Here is a 23,578-nt window from a genome sequence, read left to right on the forward strand (position 1 = left end):
AAATGAATTACATCACAAATCGATATGGAGGTCGCTATGAGTATTGTTAGGCATGTGGATTTTGCTAATAAACGACGATTGACTGATAAGTCGGGGGAGCAAGTGGCTAGTCTTGATAATGGCTATATGCGTCTAGCCACCAGTATCAGCAGGCTCAAGCCAAAGCTAAAAATGGCTGGAAGAGAGCATCAGGTATTCGATGCTGTGATTGATTGCACATATGGCTGGAATAAATCAGAGGATAAGGTAACCAACACCTATCTAGCAGAAATGACAGGGTTAGATGACTCTGATATCGGTAATGCGTTAAAGGTTTTGGCTGAGAGAAAAATTATCAATCTCAGAAAAATTGGCGGATTTAAGCTGGTAAGTGTCAACGTAAATCTTGAACAATGGCAGTTAGAAAGACTGCCCAAAAAACGCCCAAAAACACCACAAAAAAAGTTGGGCGAAATCACCCAAAAAGTTGGGCAAAAAAAGGTTTCTAGTTTGGCGAAATCACCCAACACCAAAAACAGTCTTACCAAAGACAATAATATTAATAATTTTTCGTCCGAGAATTCTAACGAATCCTCTGACAAATCACTGGATAACATTTTAACCTTGAAGGCTGATGCGGTTGTTTGCTCACCCAAAGGCAATAAGTGGGGAAATGCTGACGACCTGAAAGCGGCCCAGTGGATTTTTGAGCAAGTGTTGATTGTAAGCCCCACAACCAAAGAGCCAAACTGGTCAACATGGGCTAACGATATCCGCTTGATGCGACAGTTAGACGGGCATTCACACCAAGAAATTTGCAGGCTATTCAAATGGGCTAATCGTGATTCATTCTGGTGTAGCAATGTGTTATCCCCCGGGAAATTACGTGAAAAATGGGCGACTTTAGTCATTCAGAGTCAGCAACCAAACCGAAACAAACGAGTTGTAGAGCAAGAGCAAACACAAAGCTGGAATACTCGTGAAGCATGGGAGAATGAATTTATATGAAACCTCATTTGGCAACTGCAATTGCTAATCGTGATGCAGGCGCACTGGCTAAAATTGCTCAAGACAGTACGCCGCAAAAAGTAGTAAACCCACTAGCTGAGCAACTCGTTGATGTGTTATTCCGAAATCTGAAACAAATCTTTCCTGCCGCAGTAAATACCATATTCAAAAATGAAAGTGACGAGCTCGCGGCTAAGCGACAGTGGGTTGCCGCCTTTGCTGAAAATGGAATTACTACCCGCGAGCAACTCCAAAATGGAATGAGACACGCAAGGGTAAGCAATAACCCATTCTGGCCTGCTGTTGGTCAATTCATCGAGTGGTGCAAGCAGGAAGATTACGCAGCAATGGGATTGCCGACAGAAGATGAGTTATTCAATATTTTCAAAAAATATTGCTCAGAACGAGGTTGGGGTAAATTCAATTGGCAATCAAGTGCCTGTTACTGGATGGTCACTAAAATTTATTCAGAAATGAGGAGCAAAAACCTGTCCGATTCAGAAGTTAGAAAGCTTTGTACATCAGAGCTTAAGACAATGGCTAATCGCATTAAATCCGGAGAGAAAATACCAGAACCAGTACAGATGATTGAACAAAAACACATACCAACCAGTAAGGAAAAATCACTGCATAACCTTGCTGCAATACGTGAAAGATTAAATCTCAAATCCAGACCCCTCTAAGGAATCAACATGAACATTTTTAAAAATGCGATTGTGTATCGTATGACGCGTGACATTCAAATTTCATCTGATGAACTTGAAGCGCAATTAAAAAATCTTGAATTTTCACCTTGTGGTATTCAGGACATGATGAAAGTTGGCTGGACTAACCCCATCAAAACAGGCGAAGCGTTAACTCATTCAGTCGGTAATCAGATTCTCATTGTGGCTAAGCGCGAAGAAAAAGTATTACCCACAGATGTTATCAAAAAAGAACTGCAAGCCAAGATTGATAAATTGGAAGCAGAACAAGGACGCCGACTGAAAAAGACCGAGAAAGATAGCTTGAAGGATGAAGTTGTTCAGGATTTGCTACCACGAGCATTTAGCAAAGAATCAACGGTTAGTGTTTGGATTGATAACGATAATCAGCGAATTATTGTTGATACAAGTAGTGCAAAACGAGCCGAAGATACACTGGCACTATTGAGAAAAGCACTAGGTTCATTGCCTGTGGTTCCTCTAACGATGAAAACACCAATTGAGTTAACTCTCACAGACTGGTTGCGTGACGGAGTAATTCCTCAAGGGTTTAATTTAACCGATGAGGCGGAGCTTAAAGCAATGTTAGCAGAAGGCGGAATTGCACGATTCAAGAAGCAAGATTTAGTGTCTGATGAAATAGCCTCACACATTGAAGCAGGTAAATTAGTAACGAAATTATCTCTAGACTGGAATGAAACAATTCAATTTACCTTGCGCGACGATGGATCACTTAAAAAAATCAAGTTCTCAGACGTGCTGAAAGCGCAAAATGATGATATCGACAGGGAAGATATTGCTCAGCGATTTGATGCAGATTTTGCACTGTTTACAGGTGAAATGACGCGACTAATCGACTCACTCATTGACTCACTTGGCGGTGAAGCTAGTTATTAACACACCAAATCATAAGGACTTCTAGATGAGCGGATATGCAATTCTTCAAGAATACATGTTTACTGACAAAGATAAGCACGAATGGACAGATGCCATGTGCTACTTGCTAGGAAAGTATGACGAATTTCCTAGTGATATGGATGTGAATATTCAGCCTAAACCTGAGTATAAGGATTTCAGATTTATCAAGTCACCAGATGGAAAAATACTTTTCGGTAATTGTATATTGCCAGCAATAACAGCCGATGATTTTTACAAGTTTAAAGCCATTAATTGAGGACTTCTAGATGGAATATCTACGCGATATTTTAGGTACATTATTTTTCATGCTAGTTCCCATCACTGGCTTTCTATCAGTGGCTTTCCTGATTTACCACGACAAAGAGGGTTGGGGATGGTTGCTGTTAGTGGTGGTTGCTATTTCTGGTAGCTTAAAAATTAGTTATGGCAATTAAGCGAGGTGTTGAGTGATGAAAGGAACAACGTTTATAGAGCTTAATAAATTTTGCGAGCGACAAGCAGAAATCATTATAACAAAGACAATCTTAGTTAAGTGATTTTGTTTTGATGGAACTATTGTTGAACTTGAATATGTAAAAATACTTTGATTCCTCACGAAAGGTATTCAGTAAGCTCATAAATCTATGTGGGGAAGCTAAAATTTATGGCTAAAGCAATCGAACTAACAGAATTTGAAAAGAGGTGTGCTGATGAGATAGATAAAAACGATATAGAACTTGAATGGCAGGAACATCGTATCTAAGGAGATACCTAATCATCAAGTTAAATAGAGTCCAGAATATAGGGAGCTAGTTAAGGTGAGTGAACAAAAACTAGAGGGGTGGTAATTTATTCTAGATTATTAATAACATATGAATATATAGCTGGTGAATATAATTCAGAGGGATGAACTTATGTCAATACTGGTGACGGCTGAGTAAGTAGTCATTTAGTAGGCTGATTTTGATTTCTAGCAACCTATACCTCTCCCACACATGCAGGAAGATGATAATCATGATTAAACGTTACTTAGTATTTATTGTGCTCTGGTGTATTGTCGCGGTGGTTGTAGGGGTAGTATACAATAGTTAGCAACTAAAATTTAAAATACTGAGCTAACATATTGTCTATTCTACAGTAGTCTAGTAGATGTTAGTTTTTGTATTAGCTCCGTCAGTGAGGTTATTTGGTACTCTGTATGATCTAAAAAAACAGATCAATTCATCAGCGATAATGATTTTTACGAACAGGATGACGACTACCCAATACACACTGGCTACCTCTGCAGCTCCCACCAATGCCAGAGGGTGAATGATGAAGTGGGAGAAATTTAAAGGTAACGAGATTACCTATCTAGCTAGATGGATAATCGGAGTGGTGTTCGTGATTCCAATAAGTGTCGCTTGCTTTCTGCTTTTTCTAATTGATACTCCGATCCACTTTGCTAGAAAGAAGACTCGAGAGTTTTTATTTTCATCAATTGACTATATCGAAAGTAAATTCCCGTTTAAAAAGGATAAATAGCATGAACGAACTAAAGAAATGCCCCATGTGTGGCAGCAAAGTTAAATGGTGTGGCGAGAATGAGACAAACCCAGAAGATAATCACCTTTGCGACCATATCCAATGCACAAATACTGATTGTGGTGCTGATTTCTCTTTTATCCACAATAACGATATCTACCCAGATAATTCTGATGACATGACGCCAGAAGAATTAATGCAAATTGACCGTAATTATTCAGCGCAGCGGTTTAACAGGAGAGCTAACAGTGAGTGATACAGGAGGCTAACTTGGTAGCAGATTTCCGACTCCTAAGTTTAGATTACTTCTTTTCTTAAATACCTAATAAGCGATTCAATTGCATCAGTAGTATCAAAGCCTGTGAAAGCAAAAACACCGAACAAAAGAATTAAAAAAATCTTATAACCTAAAATCACAGCGACATACTCCATACGCAACTGGTTCTTATGGCTCTTATATATTGTAACAAATTGAAATATTTATCTAGTAAAGGTTTCCGACTATCAAAAATGGAATAGGAGGTTAAATGTCACTAAAGACATACTATCTCAGTAGTAAAAACATCAGACAGAACGCCATCGAAGCAATACAAAACCTACCAATAGATTCAGACAAACCATACCAAGTAAAACTCTCCGAACCTAAACGAACCAAAGCGCAAAATGACCGTATGTGGGCAACTCTTACTGATTTGTCTAAACAGGTCATGTGGCACGGTCAACGGTACGATAAAGAGGATTGGAAGGACTTAATCACCGTACTGAACAAGCAATCTAATGGCGAGGCTCAACGGTCGGCTGTAGGGCTAGGTGGCGGCATTGTCTATTTCGGTGAACGTACTAGCAAAATGCGAGTAAGGGAAATTGCGAATGTTATCGAATGTGCTCACTGGTTTGGCTCACAAAATGGCGTCAAGTTCAGTGATGATGCAAGGCGAGAATTAGAGTGGGCGCAACGCATAGGTGACAAACAGAAACTCAAAGAGCAGCAAGAGCGATGACTGAAATTCAAAAAATAGCATTGATTGGTAGCAGGGTGTTTTCTGCAAGCGTTTGGTATGACACATCATTATTACCAAGGAGAAAGAGGCTACATGCAAAAGTAAGAGAGCTTATCGTTGGTGATAGAGCTGAAATGATTTGTCAGCAGGAAATCGACAAGGGGCAGCAAGGTAGATGAGAAACGAAGCAAAAGCGTTTATGAGCGCACTAACAACATTAAAGCTATGTTGGGCTATTCATAAATCTAATGATGCGGTCAGGAAGTGCGCTGGAATGTTAAAGCGTAAATTTATATTACCTCATGCAGTAGATGCTATGCGGACGATAGAGTTAAGCAAAAGCCCGATGGCTGTGATTGTTGTTGCTGAGTGGGGCATGCAGGAGAAATAAATGGCATTAAAACGCGATAAGCACGATATTGTGTTTTCGCAGTTGGTCCGGGAAAGAGCAAATTATGTGTGCGACTACTGCGGAAGACAATTTAGACACGAACCTTCAAAACTCCACTGTTCTCACTTCAAATCACGACGACATAAATCAACCCGATACCATCCTTTTAATGCCTTTGCTCACTGCGTAGGTTGCCATCGAAAACTTGGCGAAGATCCCCATGAGTTTAATGCTCACGCTGTTATTACTTACAGCGAAATGACCATTGACCGAGTTGCACGTTTAGCAGGAACTTCAGTGAAGTTAAAACCGTGGCAAATGGATGAGCTATATCAGCACATGAAAAATGAGCTTAAACGTATGCAGGAACTCAGAGCTGAGGGATTTATGAGAAGAATAGAGTTCACTTTACCAGATTGGTATCAACAAGGTGTTACTTACCAGATGGGGGACCTATGATTAACCAAACAAAAAAAGGCACTTCAAGTCTCGCCAAAGAATTAGATAGTGCCATTTCAAATACAAGATGTATTAAATCTATTTTTTGCTGCAAAAGCTTGCAAATTAGCACGAGGTAATGGATGCGTAACATTCAACAGGTGCTAGAAATGTGGGGCGCATGGGCTGCGGATAACATAGAGTCAGTTCAGTGGTATTCGACGGCGGCAGGGTTTAGTCGCTTAATACCTAATAAGGTTAAATCTCGACCTCAATGCTGTGAAGATGACGCAATGATTATTTCTAGCTGCATGGCTCAATTAAACCAAAAGAATAGTGATATGCATGACCTGTTACTTGATTATTATTTATTTGGGAAAACATTCATGCAGCTAGCAAGAGAGCGGAAATGCTCTGATGGGCATATAGGTAAAAAGTTGCAAAAAGCTGAGGGAGTAATTGAAGGAATGCTGATGATGCTTGATGTGCCATTAGAAATGGATAAATTTTAGCGAAAAATAATCTCAAGGCTTTACGTACGTAAAATAGCTGATATTGTGATAAGAATGACAACAACGTCAGCAGCTTATAAGCCTCACTTCACTTCTGTGGGGCTTTTTTATTTGTTTTATTAGAGCGTAGAGTAGTGGTTTATAAAGCTAGTAAATAAAGTGCAATGTTACTAATATGAATTCAATTATTACTATAAATCAATTTTGTATATAAATGATTTCATATAAGGTGGCAGTGATGGTTAATATTCTTACCTCTAGTGATATGAGCAATACATCAGATAAAAAAATCACTGTAGGTATTAGCTCATGCTTATTGGGTGATAGTGTTAGATTTGATGGTGGCCATAAGCGCTTTCATTTTGCCGTAGATGAGTTATCAGATTATTTCGAATATCAACAAGCATGCCCTGAGATGGCAATAGGCTTACCGACACCTAGACCTGCATTGAGGCTAGTTAAATCTGAAGAAAATAACGTTAGACTCAAATTTAGTGATGGTCGTGAAGGCGATTTAACTGAAGGAATGGTCCAGTTTTCAACCACCTATTTGAGTGGGCTTTCAAATTTAAGTGGTTATATTGTATGTAAAAACTCACCTAGCTGTGGTTTGGAAAGGGTTCGAGTATATGATTCTGTTGGCAATGGTAATAAAAAGTCTGGAATGGGGCTTTTTACTGAACAATTACTAAAAGCAATGCCTTGGTTGCCTGTTGAGGAAGATGGCAGATTAAGTGATCCCCATATTCGAGAAAACTTCATTATACGGGTATTTGCTCTTCATGAGCTAAATGAACTAAAGAAAAACTCATTCAATCGTCATTCATTAATCGACTTTCATACTCGATATAAACTTCTTTTATTAGCGCATTCACAATCTCTTTATCGGGAACTTGGGCGTTTTGTTGCTAGTAACAATCAATGGAATTCAATCGATTCTTATTTTGATGAGTATCGAAATAAGTTTATGAATTTATTACAATACCAAGCTACTAGGCGCAATCACACTAATGTGCTTATGCATATCCAAGGCTATTTTAAACGCTATCTAACATCAAACCAAAGACAAGCATTGAGCAAGTTAATCCTAGAATATCGTCAAGGAACACAACCTTTATTAGCCCCATTAACATTAATAACACACTATTTATCTGAATACCCTGATAACTATTTGAATAACCAAAAGTACTTTCATCCTTATCCTCAGTCATTAAGACTGCGATATGGATTATGATTATTAAAAACAATGCTTTAGTATTTCAACGTTGCTCATATGATTGGTTTTTCCAATCATATGAATATTGAATCTAAAAGTTGTGTTAGCGTATAACTGTTGGGATGAACGAAATCATTCATATTTAAATAAAATCACCTAGTGAGGCTTTTTCATATATACCCTCAGTTAATCAAATCCAATCAATACTATTGGAAAAACAATAGGATTGATAAGTATTTTGTTATCTATATGATTTATTTAAAAAAGTGATTGGTGGTGAATGTATGGCGCCTTAAAAAACCAACTCTTTTGTGGTGAGAGTGAAAATTAAATTTGCTATCCTAGTGTTTGTGTGGCTTAATCAAGTCATCGGTTTGGAAGTACAGGCCTATTTATGCTAGTCAGTTTAAAGTTGTTCACCATTTAGCGTTATCTAAGATACCCCTTCATTGCGAATTCCTTCTAATTAATTCCCATAAGTAAAAATAAAAAAACAAACCTCTTCGCCATATGGCAAATTTAAAAAATTAAAGGAAATTCTATGTCTAATACAATGACTGGGTCAGTAAAATGGTTTAACGACGATAAAGGTTTTGGTTTCATTACGCCAGCTGATGGCTCTAAAGATGTGTTTGTTCATTTCTCTGTAATTCAGAGCGATAACTTCAAATCTTTAATCGAAGGCCAGCAAGTTTCATTTATCATAGAAAATGGCGCAAAAGGCCCTGCCGCTGGGCATGTGGTGGCGCTTTAAGAACACTATAAAAATCTATCTGTATTTTAAATGTCCTTGTTGTAGCGGCTCTCAATATAGAACATCACAGTTTGATATCTCTATAAGCAATCCTCATGGAGCAAAATGTATTTTTTGTAAAAGTGTTATGAAAGCTCAGGCATGTCAATAATCAGATTAGATATTATTAAAAACCTCGCTGCAGCGAGGTTTTTTCATATTTAAGGCTTATTAAACGTATTTATTCAAGTAATGTGTTAGAATAAAGATTGAATCTACCTCATTGCTATATCATAGCAAATCTTGCTGCTGCAATTTTTTATTTGAAAAATAGATGCGGTATCCAAAGGAATCACCTATGAACTTACCTATATTTTCTCAGCGAATTTTATTATTTGTACAAAACGCTCTAACCATCTCTGTTTTGCTTTTAGCGACAGTGGCGATAGTTTACTGGATGTAAAATTATACCATCATTAACTCAACTGAAAGAATATTTAGTCTTATTAAGATTAAGACAAAAAGTTAAAATTTGATGGTGTTTTATATCTGTTATGATCCATTTGCAAAACAAAAATGAGATATATATGAATTATTACATTCAGACATCAGTAGGATCTCAAGGTAATTATAACATACATAGAGTTGGCTGCCATAACATGCCATTGTCTTTAACTCGGCTATATCTTGGTAATTTTATAAATATAATACAGGCGATTCAGGCTGCTAAAAAAATAAATTATAAATTTGTCAATGTATGCTCATGTTGTGTCACTAGAAAGTCGAGATATTGAATCTAAAAATTGTAGATTTATACCTTGAATATTTTATGAAAAATTATCATGATAAGAGCACTATTGCGTGCTTATTTAATATAGATAATTGATTTACCGTATAACTCAGATAAGCAATTTAAATTTAGGTAGCCATAAATATTTACAATCAAACAATAATAGCTATATTTAAATAATAAAAGCTATTAGTTTGGATGGTTATATGACTATATTTAGTACGATTCAAAAAGTTATGATGTTAACCGTGTTTATTTTGCTTTTTATTGCTCTTCCTTTTTGGATTAAGTAATCGATAATTAGTTAGTTGATCATTATATGATTACACCCAAAAAATCAAATAATGATCAATTTACGTCAAATTTTTGAAACCCTGCCAATCGGCGGGGTTTTTCTTTTTCTAGCCGCCACAGAATCAATAACTAACTCATTTTATTTACTTAAGAGCTGTGAGTCGGCTTTCCATTCACTTTAATCACAAAACACTCATCTGTGGGTGGGTATACACATGCCATATAAAGAACCCAATAATATAAATTTATTAACCGTTATGTTGGTTGGCTTGATGACCTTTTTGGGAAGTATTGCCAGTTATGCCAATAAGGTTTTGAAAGGCGAGCCGTTTAGACTTGGTCTCTTTATTGCTCAGGTCATTATCTCTATGTTTGCAGGCTCTATGGTATTACTTGCTGCGAGTTATTTCGTCTGGCAGCCAGAGATTGCAGGAGGCGTTGCTGGAATGGCTGGCTGGACAGGTGCTGCAGGAGTTAGTGCATTAGAAAAACGTTTTTTAAGGAAAGTGTCTGATGAATGAACTTAAATGGCTGATTGAAGCCAGAAAAGAAATAGGTCAGCGTGAAATTAAAGGTCCTGCCTCTAATCCTCGGATTGACCAATATTGGCGTGATAGCAAATTATCAGGATTGGTTGGTACGGATGATAAGGTGCCATGGTGCGCAGGATTTGTTAACGCCATGCTGGAACGGTCGGGTATTCGTTCGACCCGTTCTGATTCATCTCGCTCTTACATCGATTATGGTGTGGAACTTTCAGAGCCCAAATATGGTTGCATTGTCGTTTTTGCGCGTTCAGGAGGCGGGCATGTCGGATTTGTTGTTGGCAGGACAGAATCAGGCTCATTACTGGTATTGGGCGGTAATCAAGCCGATGCTGTTAACATCAAAGCCTTCGAGACATCCCGAGTAGTCTGTTATCGCTATCCTATAGGGATTGATATTGATAATCGACCTTTACCGATTGGTGATTCGGCATTATCGATAAACGAATTCTAATCAAGTAGCCCTGACATTGTTCAGGGCTTTTTTATATCTGAGTTTTTATTGCTCATTCACAGAGCAAGTCTTTAACCGTCGAATCCAATCACTTTGATATGAGCCTTCGAGGAAGTCAGTTATAGCTGGCGAGCTTCGACGGGCTGATTTTCTGTGTGAACGAGGGTTCATTTCAAATGTAGGTAATACGCTATGACTAAATTAACCGTTATCAATAATGTTCAACCCACTATGACGAGTTTAGAAATGGTTGATTACATTAATGCCGATAGAAGGGCAAAGGCTGAATCTGAAGGATTGGTGTTTCCATGTAAGAAATATAAAAAACTCTCTCATAAAAACTTTATGGCGAAAGTTCCTAGGGTTCTGGGGGAGGTTCAATCGGCTAAATTTTTAGCCGATTACACCGATGATAAAGGTCGTACTTATCCATGCTATAAATTCCCTAAGCGTGAGGCTTGTTTAATGGCCATGAGTTACAGTTATGAGTTACAAGCACAAGTCTTTGATCACATGACTGCGCTGGAGGGAGGAAGTGATATTAATCTTCTCGATTTTTCTGGGTTGACTGATTTAACTATCCAGCAAATGCAAGACCGAGTTGCTCGGGCTGAAAAATTCTCTTTTGAAGAGCACGGACAAAAAGGGAGTGGTTTAATGACGCTTCGGAAGAAAGAAAAGAAGGTGATTAAAAAGGCTGAGCAATTAGTTAAAGATTTAATTCAGTTTAAACTTTGTGATCTTGGTGATTTTCCTGAAGGCGGTGAGCCAGCATGAATCACGAGCAATTTATAACACGTAATGTACAAGCCGAGTTAAAAAAGCTCGGCTTTTCTTTTGTTGTTATTCAAAAGGCTTGTGATATGGCGTTACTTCATTATCGCAAAAATTCACAAGCGAGCCGAAAAGGTAGGATGTTTGATGACTGCTTAAATGTGGCTAAGGCATGGGCTATTAAGTATTCAGGCGGCAAAAAATGACGACATTAACGAAAGTATTAATGGCTGTTTGTGTCATTTTGCTGTTCTGGCTTTGGTGGGTCACTGATGATTTTGACAAGTTAAGCAATAAACATTCGAAATTGGAAAGTCACTACACCAAGCTGGAAGGTGATTTTTATGAGCAAGTGATTATCAACAAAGACTACGAAAAGCGCATTAGCTCCCTTCACGAACTCGACATTAAGCACACAAAGGAACTCACTAATGCAAAAGTTGAAATGGATAAGCTGCGTAATGATGTTCGCAATGGTACTCAGCGCGTGTACATCAACGCCGAATGTCCAAAGCTCAAAACGAATTCAACCAAAAGCGGAGGCAATGAAAGTACCGTACGACTTAGTGACGCAGTTGAACAAGATTATTGGCGTCTCAGAGAAATGATGATTGAGAATGAGCAGCAAACTCTGTACTTACAGAATTACATTCGGACGGAGTGTTTGAAATAAGTTACATTTAATTAAGGTGGAGCGTATAGATAACTCTCGATAAAAGATAGAAATATTTAACTCAGCAGAAATAAGAATTCCCTCAATGCTGAGGGAAAGTAATCGTTATATATAATCAAATGTCTTTTATTGAGATATATTTGCCAATAATGTATCGATCAATGTGTTGTTGCTTATCTTTAGCTACGACTAATCTTTGATATTCAATATATGGAACATTTTTGTATTGATAAGTACCTTTCCTATGGTAACTAATTTTAAGTGTCTTTTTTTCATGATTATAATCAATGAGATGTATGATTGTTGAGTCAATGTTGAGTCTGTACATTTCTATCCATCACAGGGAAATAAATAACAGTGCTAGTTTTTAGATAAAACCAAGTAAAAAGTGTAGTTTAAATTTATTACATTTCAAATTATTTCAAGTTATTTCAAAATATTTCTCATTTATGCTAGATATGACTAATGCTGAAATGATTAAATCTTTGTAATCAAATAAGTTTAACTTAAGTTGTTATGGCTGGAAATTAAGAGTTTAGTAGCAATAAAAAACAAGAAAAAATTATTAGTAATAGTTCCCAATTTATTCAGGTGGCGTTTTTTATTTGTGAAGCGATTAAACTGCTAGTTATATAGAAATAGAGCTAAATTTCGGTAATTCATTGTTATGATTTAAGAATTACTAATTATGATGATGAGAAAGTGAAGCTTAATTTTGTTCTGCGTAATTTCGCTAAGCAGTGGATATTATTCAAAGCTTAAAAATAAAAATGCCCCAGATATCGGGGCAAAATAGAAAATAACTGCTTATGAATAGAGTGTTACTATACGTTAATCGTGAATGACCACAACCTTAAAAAGGTAGTAATCTCAAGCGGATATTACAAATCTGAGCCTCGGAAAATAGCGGCGTTTTTAGCAAGAAAGTAATCCGGAAAATTGAGCAACAACGAGCCTAACAATAGAGTGGTCAACAAATCCAACTACTGAAACTGTTAAGATGCTAACAACTAATATAAAAGTTTCACCAATGCTAATAAAACACTCCATAATGGCTTGAGTAATTTAGCTTAAGGTGGATCAACCTAGATTGTAATCGCGATAGTGGTAGCGAACTTTACAAAAGTAAATAACACAAATTAACTTGTAGTTGGTGACCATTTTCTGGAAGATTATTGTGCTTTATTACGTTAGCAATTAGAAATGAAAGGGCTTTGTAACAAGCCCTTTAGGGGCGAATTATTTTTTTGTATAAATAATCTTTTGTGTTTCATTGGAGCAATTACCTACAACAGTACCTTGTTGTGAAGCTGCTTCTTCATTTGAAACGACAGTAATGGTAAAGCTCTCTTCAGGCACACCATTGTTAATAATTTTTTGCGTAATTTCTTCAACAACGCTTTCGCATGAAGCACTTGCAATGACAGGAATAAATACTGTCATTAATATAGCTATAATCATTCTTCTTTTCATATGTAATATTCCTTATAAGCAGGAGTCAGTTAATAGAAATTCTTTTAAAAGCTTAATAAGCATACTTAAATAAAATATTTAAAGCTATCCGTTGATAGCAGTAAAAGTTAGTCTTGTAAGAGTAAAACACTCGAAGATATCTTTATCTCTAACTCGTTAGTGTTTTATTAATCTGTTTAATATGGATTTTACTGTGCAGCCCTCTGTATTGCTTTACCTCCAGCCTCTATGTCTTCACCAACACCTTTAGTAGTGTTACAGGCAGTTAGTGTGAAAATAACAGCTAATGAGCAGATGAGGAAAGTGATTTTTTTCAACATATTTTCTTCCTTTTGGGTGCGAAGTTATAAGTTACAAAAGATCGTTTTTGATTATAGTAGAACAACCTGATTGATATTTTCATTTGCATAGAGCAGTCATATTAATATTAACCTTTAGCATTGATGTTGAATTATAAGGTCAGTGATATCTGACAAATGAAAATGAGCTGCTATATTTTAAGTGTTAATACTTATATGCGGTTAATCAACATTGGCAATGAAGGATATATTCTATGATATTAAAAGAAATATTTATCTGTATGCTCAATATTTTTCAATACCTATTAGTCGGTATTCTTTTGATATTATCATCAATCGCTTTACCACTCTGGTTAGGATAATCCGAGCTAGCGCGGCAATGACTTTATTTAAATACTGGGTTCTATAGTTACGAAATACTAAATCACTATAGTCGATCTGCACTCTTTTTTATGCGAAAGTATCTTATAGATCAATTTTCTGTGAGGTTGTAATGCAGATAAAGTCAGTTTTTATGTTTGTAAGTATGCTGCTACTTAATGGGTGTAGCGTTAAGGTGCCACATGACATAACACTGGTTAAACATTTCGAGCTATCTCGTTATCTTGGTGAATGGTATGAGGTGGCTAGAATAGATAATCGATTTGAAAAGGGGCTAAGTAAAGTTTCTGCAAACTATTCTCTACGCAACGATGGGGGTATAAAGGTAGTTAACAGAGGATGGGATTCAAACGGGAAAAAGTGGAAAGAGAGTATAGGAAAAGCTTATTTTGTTGAATCTTCGGATATAGGTGCCTTGAAAGTATCTTTTTTCGGCCCTTTTTACGGTGGCTATAATATTATTAAACTTGATGAAGATTATCAGTATTCACTAGTTGTAGGTCCTAATAAAGATTATTTATGGGTATTATCGCGTACACCAACTATGCCGCCAGAACTTTTAGATGAATACCTTAGCTTTGCTAGCGCTAATGGTTTTGATAGACAAAGAGTATTGATATTTCAATAGAATCACTAGTCTATTATTTGTTGCGACATTAATTTATTGAAAAGTAAAATGTAATCACAGTAAAAGATAACCCGCCTAGTGCGGGTTTTTTATTGCAAATAACAAAGCTCACTACGGTGATTTTTTTAATTTGTTGTGAGGAATTCTTTAAGAAATATTCATAGTTAGAGCACAAGCTTTTTCTTGTTAAGAGGCTTTAAGGTTTTTGGTGAAACCAACCAACAAAATAATTGGCGGCTAAGATGTAAAGATAAATGTGTGTTGATAAAAAAAGCCCCTTATTGCAATGAACACAATAAGGGGGATTGCAGTAATACTAAATATTGTATTTAGCAATAGAATTAACAATGAAGTGCTAAAATACAATAATGTATTTTTCATTATTTTGATTTAAGTCAGATTTAAAGTTTTTGCGAAACTATGTAGTTCTTACTTTTGTGTTGACTTGTTGATTTATCATGAAGGTGAATAATGATCAAAAGACCAGACTGGGAAGCCATTGAGTCGGCTTACCGAGCTGGCGTGATGTCTATAAGAGAAATAGCCTCTCAATATGAGATAACCCATCAAGCGATAAGTAAACGCGCAAAGAAAGAAGGATGGGAACGAGATTTAAAGGCAAAGGTTAAGGCTAGGGCTGAAAACTTGGTTGCCAAAAGAGAGGTTGCCACTCTGGTTGCCGCCGAGAAGGCTATTTCTGAGCGGCAACTTATCGAAGCTAATGCTGAAGTCATTGCCAATGTTCGCATGGTGCATAGAGGCGATATTCGCAGGGCTAGAGAGTTAACCAACAGTTTATTTGATGAGCTATCCGCTGAATGTGCTGATGTACCAGCTTTAAGTAAACTGGGCGAGCTAATGTTTAACCCCGATGATAACGGGCGCGACAAACTGAATGAAATCTATAACTCAATCATCTCCCTCCCCGAACGTGTCAAATCAGCTAAAGCACTGAGTGAGACACTTAAAAATCTAATTGGACTTGAACGCCAAGCGTATGGGTTAGATGAAATGCACCAGAATAAAGCATCCGACTCTATATCGTCACTGATGGATGACCTATCGAAGGAATAAGCATGAAGCCAGAACATCTTGCATTATTGAGAGATAAGCTCTGGCGACTGAATCACTTGTACTGGATCACTAACAAAGAAGGCAAGCCAGTTCGATTTAAAATGACGCCTGAGCAGCTTGAATACTTTAAGGGAATGCACACACGAAATATTATCCTTAAAGCTCGTCAACTTGGATTCACTACTGAAGTCTGCATAATCCAATTAGACGCTGCGTTATTTGAGGCGGCTAAGTGTGCACTGATAGCACATACGCTTAATGATGCTAAGCGGCTATTCAGGGAAAAGATAAAGTATGCCTACGAAAAACTACCAGATGAAATTAAAGCAGCAAACCCAGCAAGTAATGATGCGGCGGGTGAATTGGTTTTTAGTAAAGGCGGGTCGCTTTATATCAGCACGTCATTTCGTGGTGGCACGCTTCGATATTTGCATGTGTCTGAGTTTGGTAAGATATGTGCTAAGTATCCTGATAAAGCAAGAGAGATTGTTACTGGCGCATTTGAGGCGGTATCAAGTGATTGTTTTACAACGATAGAAAGTACGGCGGAAGGACGGGCAGGTTACTTTTATGATTACTGTCAGTCTGCTGAGAAAGCACAAATTCAGAGTAAGACCCTCTCTAACCTAGATTGGAAATTCTTTTTTTTCTCATGGTGGAAAAATCCAGAATATTCAATTAATCCTGTTGAACAATTACCACAGCGATTAGTTGATTATTTTAATGAGCTATCAAGCAAGCATGATATTCAATTAAATGAGTGTCAGAAAGCGTGGTATTACGCTAAAGAGAAAACACTTGGCGATGATATGAAGCGGGAATATCCGTCAATACCCGCGGAGGCATTCCAGCAATCGGTTGAAGGTTCTTACTACGCTAAACAATTCCGCTTTCTGTACGAAAATAAACGTATTGGCACACCTCCTGATAATTCCCACCTGCCAGTTCATACGTATTGGGATATTGGTGTTGGTGACTCAACGTCAATTTGGTTCATTCGTGAAGTCGGTAATGAATTCCACGTGATAGACCATTATTCAAACAGTGGTGAAGGTCTGAGACACTATATAAAAGTGCTGAAAGATAAAGGCTACACATACGCGAGTCATAATGCACCACATGATATCGATAATCGTGAATTTGGTTCAGATGCGAAATCACGTAGAGAACTAGCTCGTGAAGGGTATGAAATTGATGGTCAAGTTTACTCCATTCAATTTAACTCAGTACCAAAACTTTCGATTGATGAAGGTATTGAGGCTGTACGTGAAATTCTCCCTCGCTGTGTTTTTGATGAACATAAATGTAGTGAAGGGATAGCTCATCTTGAAGCGTATCGCAAAGAGTGGGATGACAAACGAGGTTGCTGGAAAGACAAACCTCTTCACGACTACACATCACATGATGCTGATGGATTTAGATATTTTGCTGTAAGTAGGCGAAATGTTAAACGCCCAGCATTCGAAATCAACTTAGGAACAACCTTCTGATGAGTATAAATAATGTGGATTTTACTCGACCGGAGTATAAAACGGCTGCTCCTCAGTGGGAGTTAGTGCGCTCGGTTTGTCGAGGTGGTGAAGATGTAAAAAGTTATCTTCCTGAACTTGAAGAGAAAAATCATGAGCGCAAGATAAAACGTAATAAGGACTATCAAGACAGAGCTGTGTTCTACCCTATAACGGGAAATACGCGTAACGGTATGATAGGGATGGCATTCAAGAAAGATCCATTAATTACGGTTACTGAAAAACTGTCTTGTTTAAAAGATGATGCAGATGGTGCGGGTTCAAGCATTTACCAATTAGCTCAATCTTCGCTTGAATCGGTATTAGAGGTTGGGCGTCATGGACTATATGTTGATTACAACAGCGACTCTAAGCTCCCGTACATATTTCAATATCAAGCTGAGGATATCATTAACTGGCGGACTGACCGCATTAATGGCAGGACTATGTTAACGCTGGTGGTATTGCGAGAAACAGTTGAAGAAGAGGACGGTTTTGGATTTAAAGACGCCATTCAATACCGCGTACTCGTGATTGAAGATGGCAAGTTTATTTGTCGGGTATATCGTAAGCCAAGTGGGAGTAGTGTGTTTCAGATTGATTCTGAATATATTCCAGAGCGTGCAGGTAAAGGGGCTTGGAACGAAATCCCATTTACGTTTATTGGCGCTCAAAACAATGACCACACCATTGATGAAGCTCCATTGTTAGGGCTAGCAAAAATCAACCTAGGGCATTATCGAAATTCTGCTGATTATGAAGATTCCGTGTTTTTCTGCGGGCAAGTTCAGCCATATCTAGGCGGATTAGATATGGAGTGGCGAGACCACTTAGAGAAAACAGGCATCATGGTCGGGTCTCGTTCACCTTTAATGCTGCCAGTGAAAGGGTTCTTTGGTTACGAGCAAGCCCAGCCTAATATGCTAGCAAAAGAGGCAATGGACAGTAAGCGTGATTATATGGTGGCATTGGGCGCTCAGTTAGTTTCTTCAGATAGTAAAGTCAAAACAGTTATTCAGTCTGTCGGTGAGCAGAATGCCCAAACTTCTATCCTTAGTATTTGTTGCTCAAATGTCTCAGAAGCATTTAGTAAAGCGTTAATGTGGTGCGCTGAATACTTAGGTTTAGATACTAAAGATACGTCTTTTGAAATTAACAAAGACCTCGTTAATCACATTGCTGATAGCGCTATGATCCGTGAAATTGTGTTTGCATGGCAATCTGGTGCAACACGCAAGTCTGATTTGGTGAGAAGTTTACAGAAATATGATGTTATCGACCCCGCTGATGATGTTGATATGGTCGTCGATGAACTTAACAATCAGGAGCCAACAATGGTAGGTAAAACATGAAATCAGTGAATGAGCGGTTAAGGGATGAATTGATTGCTCACTCGTTGTTTTCTGGTCGTTATTCTACGGGTGTTGCAAGGCGCATGATAAAAGCTCTCAATGAGTTTGACTCTGAATTAACTGCTTCGCTTATTGCAGCCTTAGATGATGTCACTATTGATGTAAGTAGTTTTACTGTAAGACGATTAGAGTCATTACTGTCTAGCGTGAAAGCCATTAATAAACGTGCAATTGATAGTGCGTTTACGTTGCTAACAGACGAAATGAGAGAACATGCATTGTATGAAACGGGTTATTATTCCTCATTACTTGATGCTTTATTGCCTGATGCTGTTCTACGTCAATATCCGCTTATGGACATTACTGAGGAGATGTTGTTTTCCTCAGTAATGTCTCGCCCATTTCAAGGGAAACTACTGTCTGAATGGGCCACTGGATTAGAATTTGACCGTATGACACGTATAAATAATGCTGTTCGTAATGGTTTTTTAAATGGTGATAGCTCGGTAGAAATTGGTTGCAAGATTCGTGGCCATGCAAGCCAAGGTTACAAAGATGGCGTATTACAGCTAAGTCGAGCTAACGCGACAGCAATAGCAAAGACAGCAATTAATCACTTGCAAGCCACTGCACGAGAGCAATTTGCGGAGGCGAATAAAGACATTTTCAATTGCAAACAATGGTTATCAACTCTTGATAATAAAACCTCTCATGTCTGCATTGTGCGGGATAGGTTGAAGTATACATTGGAAGGTAAACCAATAGGACACAAAATCCCCTATCTACAAGGTCCCGGTAAAATCCATTTTAATTGTCGCTCAACGGAAACTTTCATCACTAAGTCATGGCGTGAATTAGGTTTTGATGTGAATGAGATGGACGCAGGAACGAGAGCATCAATGGATGGGCAAGTTCCAGCAGAGACCAATTTTCTTGATTGGGTACAGCGACAACCAGAATGGCGACAACGGCAAGTATTCGGTGAAACACGGTTTAGATTAATGAAAGAGGGCGGTATGCATCCTTCTGAGTTTTATACCGATAAGGGAGAGTTTATTTCGTTAGAGCAACTCAAAAAACTAGATGAAAGAGCATTTAAGGATGCGGGTTATAGCTAATCAATTAACGATTTAACAAGGTCACTTCGGTGACCTTTTTTATTGTCTAAATTCAGCCAAGGGCTGGTTTTATTTTAACGCGCTAGGCGCAATGAATCCCAAGGGGAACAACATGTTATTTATGAATATCGAACGCAAATATTACTCACAGGCTGATGATGGCGCGGGTAGTGGAAGTGGCGGGACTGCACCAGTAATCACACCGGAAATTCAAGCCATTATCGATAAAGCAGTCAGCGAACAAGTATCTGGGTTAAAGGCTAAACGTGATGAGTTACTCGGTAAGCTCAAAGAGCAAAACGATAACCTTAAGCGTTTTGACGGTATTGATCCTGATGCTGTACGTGGAATTCTCAAGCGTTTTGAAAATGATGAAGAAGCTAAGTTAATTGCTGACGGCAAAATTGATGAAGTCATTAATAAACGTACTGAGCGCTTACGCAATGACGTTGATAAACAACTGAAAGAAGCCAATAGCCGAGTGGAAAGGGCAGAGGCTTTTGCTAATAAGTTTCGCCAACGTGTATTAGGGGATGAGGTGCGCTCCGCGGCTGGTAAAGCCGGCGCATTAGCTAGCGCACAAGAAGATTTAATTTTACGTGCCAAAGGCATATTCCAAATCAACGATGAAGGTCAAGCCGTAGCTGTTGATGATGATGGTAATCCAATCATGGGTAAAGATGGTCGAACACCGTTATCACCTGTTGAATGGGTCGAATCCTTAAAAGAAAGTGCGCCTCACTTGTTCCCTGATGCTTCAGGTACAGATGCAGGAAAACATAAACAAGGTTGGGCGCACCTTAAGCGCTCTCAAATGTCTGCGAGTGAGAAAGCTGATTATATCCGCCGATATGGGCGTGACAAATTTTTAAAACTACCTAAAGAGTAAGGAAAGATAAGTAATGGCTACGACGACTAATAGCGATTTAGTAATTTACAACGACTTGGCACAAACAGCGTTTTTAGAGCGCCGCCAAGATAATTTGGCTGTCTTTAATCAGGCATCGAATGGTGCCATTGTGCTTGATAATGTTTTTATTGAGGGTGATTTCCGTAAGCGCGCTTTCTATCAAATTGGTGGGTCAATTGAGCATCGTGATGTTGATTCAACAGGAACCGTCGAGAGTAAAAAAATTGGTGCTGGCGAGTCTGTTGAAGTGAAAGCACCATGGAAATATGGTCCATATGCAACAACAGAAGAAGCGTTTAAACGTAGAGGTCGAGATGTATCTGAGTTTTCTGAGTTAGTCGGTATTGATGCTGCGGATGCATCTCTGGAAGGTTACATTAAATATTCCTTAGCCGCATTGGGGGCAGCTATCGGTAGTAATACTGATATGGTTGTGACCGCAGATATTGCTACTGATGGGAAAAAAACACTCACCAAAGGATTGCGTCGATATGGCGACAAGTTTAACCGTGTAAATCTTTTCGTTATGCACTCCACGATGTATTTCGATATTGTTGACCAAGCGATTGATAACAAAGTCTACGAAGAGGCAGGTGTGGTTATCTATGGTGGTCAGCCGGGAACGTTAGGTAAACCCGTCTTGGTAACAGACAGTGCACCAGTTGATGCTATCTTTGGTCTTGTTCCTGGGGCAGTGACTATCACTGAGTCACAGGAGCCAACCTTCCGTTCATTTGAAATCAATGATAAGGAAAACTTAGAAATTGGGTATCGTGGCGAAGGTGTTGTTAACGTTGGGGTGCTCGGATATAGCTGGGATGAATCAAAAGGCAAAAATCCAGACCTAACCAAATTAGGTACTGCGGGTAATTGGAGAAAGCATTTTACCAGTGACAAGCTTACTGCGGGAGTGATGATTAAATTAACCGCACAGGGTCAAAGCTCAGCAAAGCAGTAGAGCCAGAAGTAGTTAAAAGGAAAAAAACTACTGATGGCAAGTGAAAATAGGGGCGTAATGCCCCTTTTATTTTTGAGGTGGTCATGATTGATACCGATAAAAACTCACCGACATTTAATAGCTATGCTGGCATTAATGACTTGAAAAATTATGCATCTGCTCGGCATTTTATATTGCCAGATGACAATGGGTTAGAGGCGTTGTTGATTGTTTCTATGGACTTTCTTGAGTCACAAAAATGGCTAGGTAAGAGAGCGGATAATAATCAGCAATTATCATTTCCTCGTTCAGGACTGTTCTATGATGGCGTACCTATTCCACGTGATGTAATACCTAAGCAGTTGATTCAAGCTCAGTGTCGTTTGGCGATTGAATCAATGGGTCATGAACTACAGCCAACAATTGGTGCGGAAATCATTTCTGAACGTATTGAAGGTGTTATGGATATTAAGTATGCCCAAGGCACCAATAATGGAATGAAGAGATTCCCATGGCTGAATGACTTACTCGCTGGATTATTAGATGTTTCAGACGGTTTTGCTATTAATACGTTTGCGATGAGGTAGCGATGAACATATATGAACGTGGTCATAATTCGGCGCTGAAGTTACTGAAAAAATATGGCTCATCATATCAAGTTAAGCGAGAGGGAAAATTTTGGGTTGATGATGATGGTGTTGAGCATCATGAGCGTGAGTCTCTATTTGCAGTAATTGGTGTAAAGGTTTTGTACAAGCCATATGAAATTGATGGAACTTTAATTCTCTCTACGGATATTAAAATGGTTCTTTCTCCAGAGGTCGATATTCGAAAAGGAGATTCTGTTCTAGTTGATGGAATATGGTTGCGTGTGTGTGAGCCTAACCCAGTTAAGCCTGCTGATATTGTTATTTGCTACAAGCCTCAGTTGAGGGCTTGATATGGTTGATTCATTCATGAAGTCCGTTAATTTGTTTGTAGAGAAATCTCAATCAGATATGGAGGCGGTGGTAAAAAAAACAGGCGTTAAGATTTTGGCTCAACTTGTTCAAATGTCACCGGTGGGTAATCCTGAACTATGGGAGGTTAATCAGACGGCTGTCAGTTATAACCAAGCCGTATTTGAACACAATGCAGAGTTAAGAAAAGACCCTAATAACCTGACACCGAAAAGGCGTCAATTAAAAAAACGCGTTCGCGTTAATGACTCGATGGATATCAAGGCACCTCCGGGTTATACAGGGGGGCGATTCCGTGGAAATTGGCAAGTCACTTTTGATGTACCTGCTGATGGTGAAACTGGGCGAGTTGATAAATCAGGCAACATGACTAAGGCGGTTGGTAACTATGTGCTTGAACAGTTCAAAGTGGGTATGAATGCTATCTATTTTACTAACAATGTTCCTTATGCCTACAGATTGGAAATGGGGCATTCAAGACAAGCTCCTAATGGCATGATTGCAATTACCGCTGAAAATGTAGGTAAGTTCTTTAGAGACGCTATCGTAGAGATGAAGTAAATGAAACAATCAGAAATTAATCAGTATATTCGTGCGCTGGTGGCAAAAATTGCTAAGCAAGAAGGGATAAAGGTGGCTTGGTCAAATATTGAGTTTGACGATATTAGTACTCCATATTTGCAATTACATATAATGCCAGCCATAACCGAAAATCTAGGTCTAGCGTTAGACATGCCAGTTCAAAAAGGTGTTATTCAACTTAATGTTGTTGAAAAGATTGGTAATGGTGATTCGATGGTTATTAGCTTGGTTGATGCCATCAAAGAGCAGCTTGAAAATGGTCTAACACTTACGGAGTCACTGTATCTAGACAGTGAACCAAATCAGCTACCGCCACTTACCAGTGATATCAACTACACCATTCCAATACGTACATCCTATCGATGTCATTCAATCCGATAAGCGACCGCCTAAATGGCGGTTTTTTTATGCATAAAAATGAGGT

32 protein-coding genes and 1 pseudogene are annotated in these 23,578 nt (G+C 38.4%); 30 read left to right on the plus strand and 3 right to left on the minus strand.

Features of this window, described 5'->3' with window-relative positions; translation table 11 throughout:
• Window positions 1-36: 36 nt before the first annotated feature.
• The 19 genes and pseudogenes from PR761_RS00295 (at window position 37) to PR761_RS00385 (ending at window position 11,933) form a co-directional block, all read left to right on the plus strand.
• On the plus strand, window positions 37-987 hold the full coding sequence (locus PR761_RS00295; RefSeq protein ID WP_230083537.1) for a replication protein: 951 nt from the start codon (window positions 37-39) through the stop codon (window positions 985-987).
• Window positions 984-1,670 (plus strand): replication protein P, encoded by a 687-nt coding sequence (locus PR761_RS00300; protein ID WP_154610623.1) that lies wholly within the window; start codon window positions 984-986, stop codon window positions 1,668-1,670. The genes PR761_RS00295 and PR761_RS00300 overlap by 4 nt, the downstream gene beginning before the upstream one ends.
• Window positions 1,671-1,679: 9 nt before the next feature.
• Window positions 1,680-2,588 (plus strand): recombination-associated protein RdgC, encoded by a 909-nt coding sequence (gene rdgC / locus PR761_RS00305; RefSeq protein WP_154610622.1) that lies wholly within the window; start codon window positions 1,680-1,682, stop codon window positions 2,586-2,588.
• Window positions 2,589-2,613: 25 nt separating this feature from the next.
• Window positions 2,614-2,865 carry a hypothetical protein gene (locus tag PR761_RS00310; RefSeq protein ID WP_154610621.1) on the plus strand — a complete coding sequence of 84 codons (252 nt, stop codon included), beginning with the start codon at window positions 2,614-2,616 and terminating at the stop codon, window positions 2,863-2,865.
• Window positions 2,866-2,875: 10 nt separating this feature from the next.
• Window positions 2,876-3,043, plus strand: a complete 168-nt coding sequence (locus PR761_RS00315; RefSeq protein WP_154610620.1) for a hypothetical protein — start codon at window positions 2,876-2,878, stop codon at window positions 3,041-3,043.
• A gap of 1,070 nt (window positions 3,044-4,113) precedes the next feature.
• A complete protein-coding gene (locus tag PR761_RS00320; protein ID WP_154610619.1) occupies window positions 4,114-4,368 on the plus strand; it encodes a Lar family restriction alleviation protein in 255 nt (84 codons plus the stop codon).
• 271 nt (window positions 4,369-4,639) lie between these two features.
• Window positions 4,640-5,113 (plus strand): recombination protein NinB, encoded by a 474-nt coding sequence (locus PR761_RS00325; RefSeq protein ID WP_154610618.1) that lies wholly within the window; start codon window positions 4,640-4,642, stop codon window positions 5,111-5,113.
• Window positions 5,110-5,292 carry a hypothetical protein gene (locus tag PR761_RS00330; protein ID WP_154610617.1) on the plus strand — a complete coding sequence of 61 codons (183 nt, stop codon included), beginning with the start codon at window positions 5,110-5,112 and terminating at the stop codon, window positions 5,290-5,292. Before PR761_RS00325 ends, PR761_RS00330 begins: the two co-directional genes overlap by 4 nt.
• Window positions 5,289-5,504 carry a DUF7740 domain-containing protein gene (locus tag PR761_RS00335; protein ID WP_154610616.1) on the plus strand — a complete coding sequence of 72 codons (216 nt, stop codon included), beginning with the start codon at window positions 5,289-5,291 and terminating at the stop codon, window positions 5,502-5,504. The genes PR761_RS00330 and PR761_RS00335 overlap by 4 nt, the downstream gene beginning before the upstream one ends.
• Window positions 5,505-5,570: 66 nt before the next feature.
• Complete coding sequence (locus PR761_RS00340) at window positions 5,571-5,963, plus strand: hypothetical protein (protein ID WP_272519327.1); 393 nt, start codon at window positions 5,571-5,573, stop codon at window positions 5,961-5,963.
• 122 nt (window positions 5,964-6,085) lie between these two features.
• On the plus strand, window positions 6,086-6,454 hold the full coding sequence (locus tag PR761_RS00345; RefSeq protein WP_112837168.1) for an antiterminator Q family protein: 369 nt from the start codon (window positions 6,086-6,088) through the stop codon (window positions 6,452-6,454).
• Between the two features lie 238 nt (window positions 6,455-6,692).
• A complete protein-coding gene (locus tag PR761_RS00350) occupies window positions 6,693-7,688 on the plus strand; it encodes a YbgA family protein (protein WP_154610614.1) in 996 nt (331 codons plus the stop codon).
• A 523-nt stretch (window positions 7,689-8,211) separates the two neighbouring features.
• Window positions 8,212-8,424, plus strand: a complete 213-nt coding sequence (cspE, locus tag PR761_RS00355; RefSeq protein WP_112837166.1) for a transcription antiterminator/RNA stability regulator CspE — start codon at window positions 8,212-8,214, stop codon at window positions 8,422-8,424.
• Window positions 8,408-8,554: pseudogene (gene ymcF / locus PR761_RS00360) on the plus strand (cold shock small protein YmcF); the annotation flags it as partial. The gene cspE and the pseudogene ymcF, both read left to right, overlap by 17 nt.
• Before the next feature lie 1,148 nt (window positions 8,555-9,702).
• Window positions 9,703-10,008 (plus strand): phage holin family protein, encoded by a 306-nt coding sequence (locus PR761_RS00365; protein WP_112837165.1) that lies wholly within the window; start codon window positions 9,703-9,705, stop codon window positions 10,006-10,008.
• Window positions 10,001-10,486, plus strand: coding sequence for a TIGR02594 family protein (locus PR761_RS00370; protein ID WP_154610613.1), 486 nt, complete (start codon window positions 10,001-10,003; stop codon window positions 10,484-10,486). The genes PR761_RS00365 and PR761_RS00370 overlap by 8 nt, the downstream gene beginning before the upstream one ends.
• 192 nt (window positions 10,487-10,678) lie before the next feature.
• Window positions 10,679-11,263, plus strand: coding sequence for a Rha family transcriptional regulator (locus tag PR761_RS00375; RefSeq protein WP_154610612.1), 585 nt, complete (start codon window positions 10,679-10,681; stop codon window positions 11,261-11,263).
• Window positions 11,260-11,466 carry a hypothetical protein gene (locus PR761_RS00380; RefSeq protein WP_154610611.1) on the plus strand — a complete coding sequence of 69 codons (207 nt, stop codon included), beginning with the start codon at window positions 11,260-11,262 and terminating at the stop codon, window positions 11,464-11,466. The genes PR761_RS00375 and PR761_RS00380 overlap by 4 nt, the downstream gene beginning before the upstream one ends.
• Window positions 11,463-11,933 (plus strand): lysis protein, encoded by a 471-nt coding sequence (locus PR761_RS00385; protein ID WP_154610610.1) that lies wholly within the window; start codon window positions 11,463-11,465, stop codon window positions 11,931-11,933. The genes PR761_RS00380 and PR761_RS00385 overlap by 4 nt, the downstream gene beginning before the upstream one ends.
• A 115-nt stretch (window positions 11,934-12,048) precedes the next feature.
• On the opposite strand, the gene PR761_RS17140 is transcribed toward PR761_RS00385, so the two are convergent.
• From PR761_RS17140 to PR761_RS00395, 3 genes are all read right to left on the minus strand, one after another.
• Window positions 12,049-12,261 carry a KTSC domain-containing protein gene (locus tag PR761_RS17140; protein WP_154610609.1) on the minus strand — a complete coding sequence of 71 codons (213 nt, stop codon included), beginning with the start codon at window positions 12,259-12,261 and terminating at the stop codon, window positions 12,049-12,051.
• 911 nt (window positions 12,262-13,172) lie between these two features.
• Window positions 13,173-13,406 carry a DUF1161 domain-containing protein gene (locus tag PR761_RS00390; RefSeq protein WP_154610608.1) on the minus strand — a complete coding sequence of 78 codons (234 nt, stop codon included), beginning with the start codon at window positions 13,404-13,406 and terminating at the stop codon, window positions 13,173-13,175.
• 188 nt (window positions 13,407-13,594) lie between these two features.
• On the minus strand, window positions 13,595-13,726 hold the full coding sequence (locus PR761_RS00395; RefSeq protein WP_112837156.1) for an entericidin A/B family lipoprotein: 132 nt from the start codon (window positions 13,724-13,726) through the stop codon (window positions 13,595-13,597).
• A gap of 472 nt (window positions 13,727-14,198) precedes the next feature.
• Between PR761_RS00395 and PR761_RS00400 the strand changes: the two genes are divergently transcribed.
• The 11 genes from PR761_RS00400 to PR761_RS00450 all read left to right on the plus strand — a co-directional run bounded on the left by PR761_RS00400 (window position 14,199) and on the right by PR761_RS00450 (window position 23,535).
• Window positions 14,199-14,714: a lipocalin family protein gene (locus tag PR761_RS00400; RefSeq protein ID WP_154610607.1), complete on the plus strand. Its 516-nt coding sequence runs from the start codon at window positions 14,199-14,201 to the stop codon at window positions 14,712-14,714.
• A 474-nt stretch (window positions 14,715-15,188) separates the two neighbouring features.
• Window positions 15,189-15,788 (plus strand): hypothetical protein, encoded by a 600-nt coding sequence (locus PR761_RS00405; RefSeq protein ID WP_174217595.1) that lies wholly within the window; start codon window positions 15,189-15,191, stop codon window positions 15,786-15,788.
• A 2-nt stretch (window positions 15,789-15,790) separates the two neighbouring features.
• Complete coding sequence (locus PR761_RS00410; protein ID WP_154610606.1) at window positions 15,791-17,278, plus strand: terminase; 1,488 nt, start codon at window positions 15,791-15,793, stop codon at window positions 17,276-17,278.
• Window positions 17,278-18,648: a DUF4055 domain-containing protein gene (locus tag PR761_RS00415; protein ID WP_154610605.1), complete on the plus strand. Its 1,371-nt coding sequence runs from the start codon at window positions 17,278-17,280 to the stop codon at window positions 18,646-18,648. Before PR761_RS00410 ends, PR761_RS00415 begins: the two co-directional genes overlap by 1 nt.
• Window positions 18,645-19,766 (plus strand): hypothetical protein, encoded by a 1,122-nt coding sequence (locus PR761_RS00420; protein WP_154610604.1) that lies wholly within the window; start codon window positions 18,645-18,647, stop codon window positions 19,764-19,766. Before PR761_RS00415 ends, PR761_RS00420 begins: the two co-directional genes overlap by 4 nt.
• Before the next feature lie 112 nt (window positions 19,767-19,878).
• Complete coding sequence (locus tag PR761_RS00425; RefSeq protein ID WP_126437174.1) at window positions 19,879-20,655, plus strand: hypothetical protein; 777 nt, start codon at window positions 19,879-19,881, stop codon at window positions 20,653-20,655.
• A 13-nt stretch (window positions 20,656-20,668) separates the two neighbouring features.
• The gene (locus tag PR761_RS00430) at window positions 20,669-21,634 is read left to right on the plus strand and encodes a major capsid protein (protein WP_154610603.1); all 966 of its coding nucleotides are present in this window, start codon (window positions 20,669-20,671) and stop codon (window positions 21,632-21,634) included.
• A gap of 83 nt (window positions 21,635-21,717) precedes the next feature.
• Window positions 21,718-22,200 (plus strand): DnaT-like ssDNA-binding protein, encoded by a 483-nt coding sequence (locus tag PR761_RS00435; protein ID WP_154610602.1) that lies wholly within the window; start codon window positions 21,718-21,720, stop codon window positions 22,198-22,200.
• A gap of 2 nt (window positions 22,201-22,202) precedes the next feature.
• Complete coding sequence (locus PR761_RS00440) at window positions 22,203-22,553, plus strand: hypothetical protein (protein WP_154610601.1); 351 nt, start codon at window positions 22,203-22,205, stop codon at window positions 22,551-22,553.
• 1 nt (window position 22,554) lies between these two features.
• The gene (locus PR761_RS00445) at window positions 22,555-23,133 is read left to right on the plus strand and encodes a hypothetical protein (RefSeq protein ID WP_154610600.1); all 579 of its coding nucleotides are present in this window, start codon (window positions 22,555-22,557) and stop codon (window positions 23,131-23,133) included.
• The gene (locus tag PR761_RS00450) at window positions 23,134-23,535 is read left to right on the plus strand and encodes a phage tail terminator-like protein (protein ID WP_154610599.1); all 402 of its coding nucleotides are present in this window, start codon (window positions 23,134-23,136) and stop codon (window positions 23,533-23,535) included. It begins immediately after the preceding gene.
• Window positions 23,536-23,578: the final 43 nt, after the last annotated feature.

The organism is Providencia sp. PROV210, assembly GCF_028479445.1.
Taxonomy (GTDB): Bacteria; Pseudomonadota; Gammaproteobacteria; order Enterobacterales; family Enterobacteriaceae; genus Providencia; species Providencia rustigianii.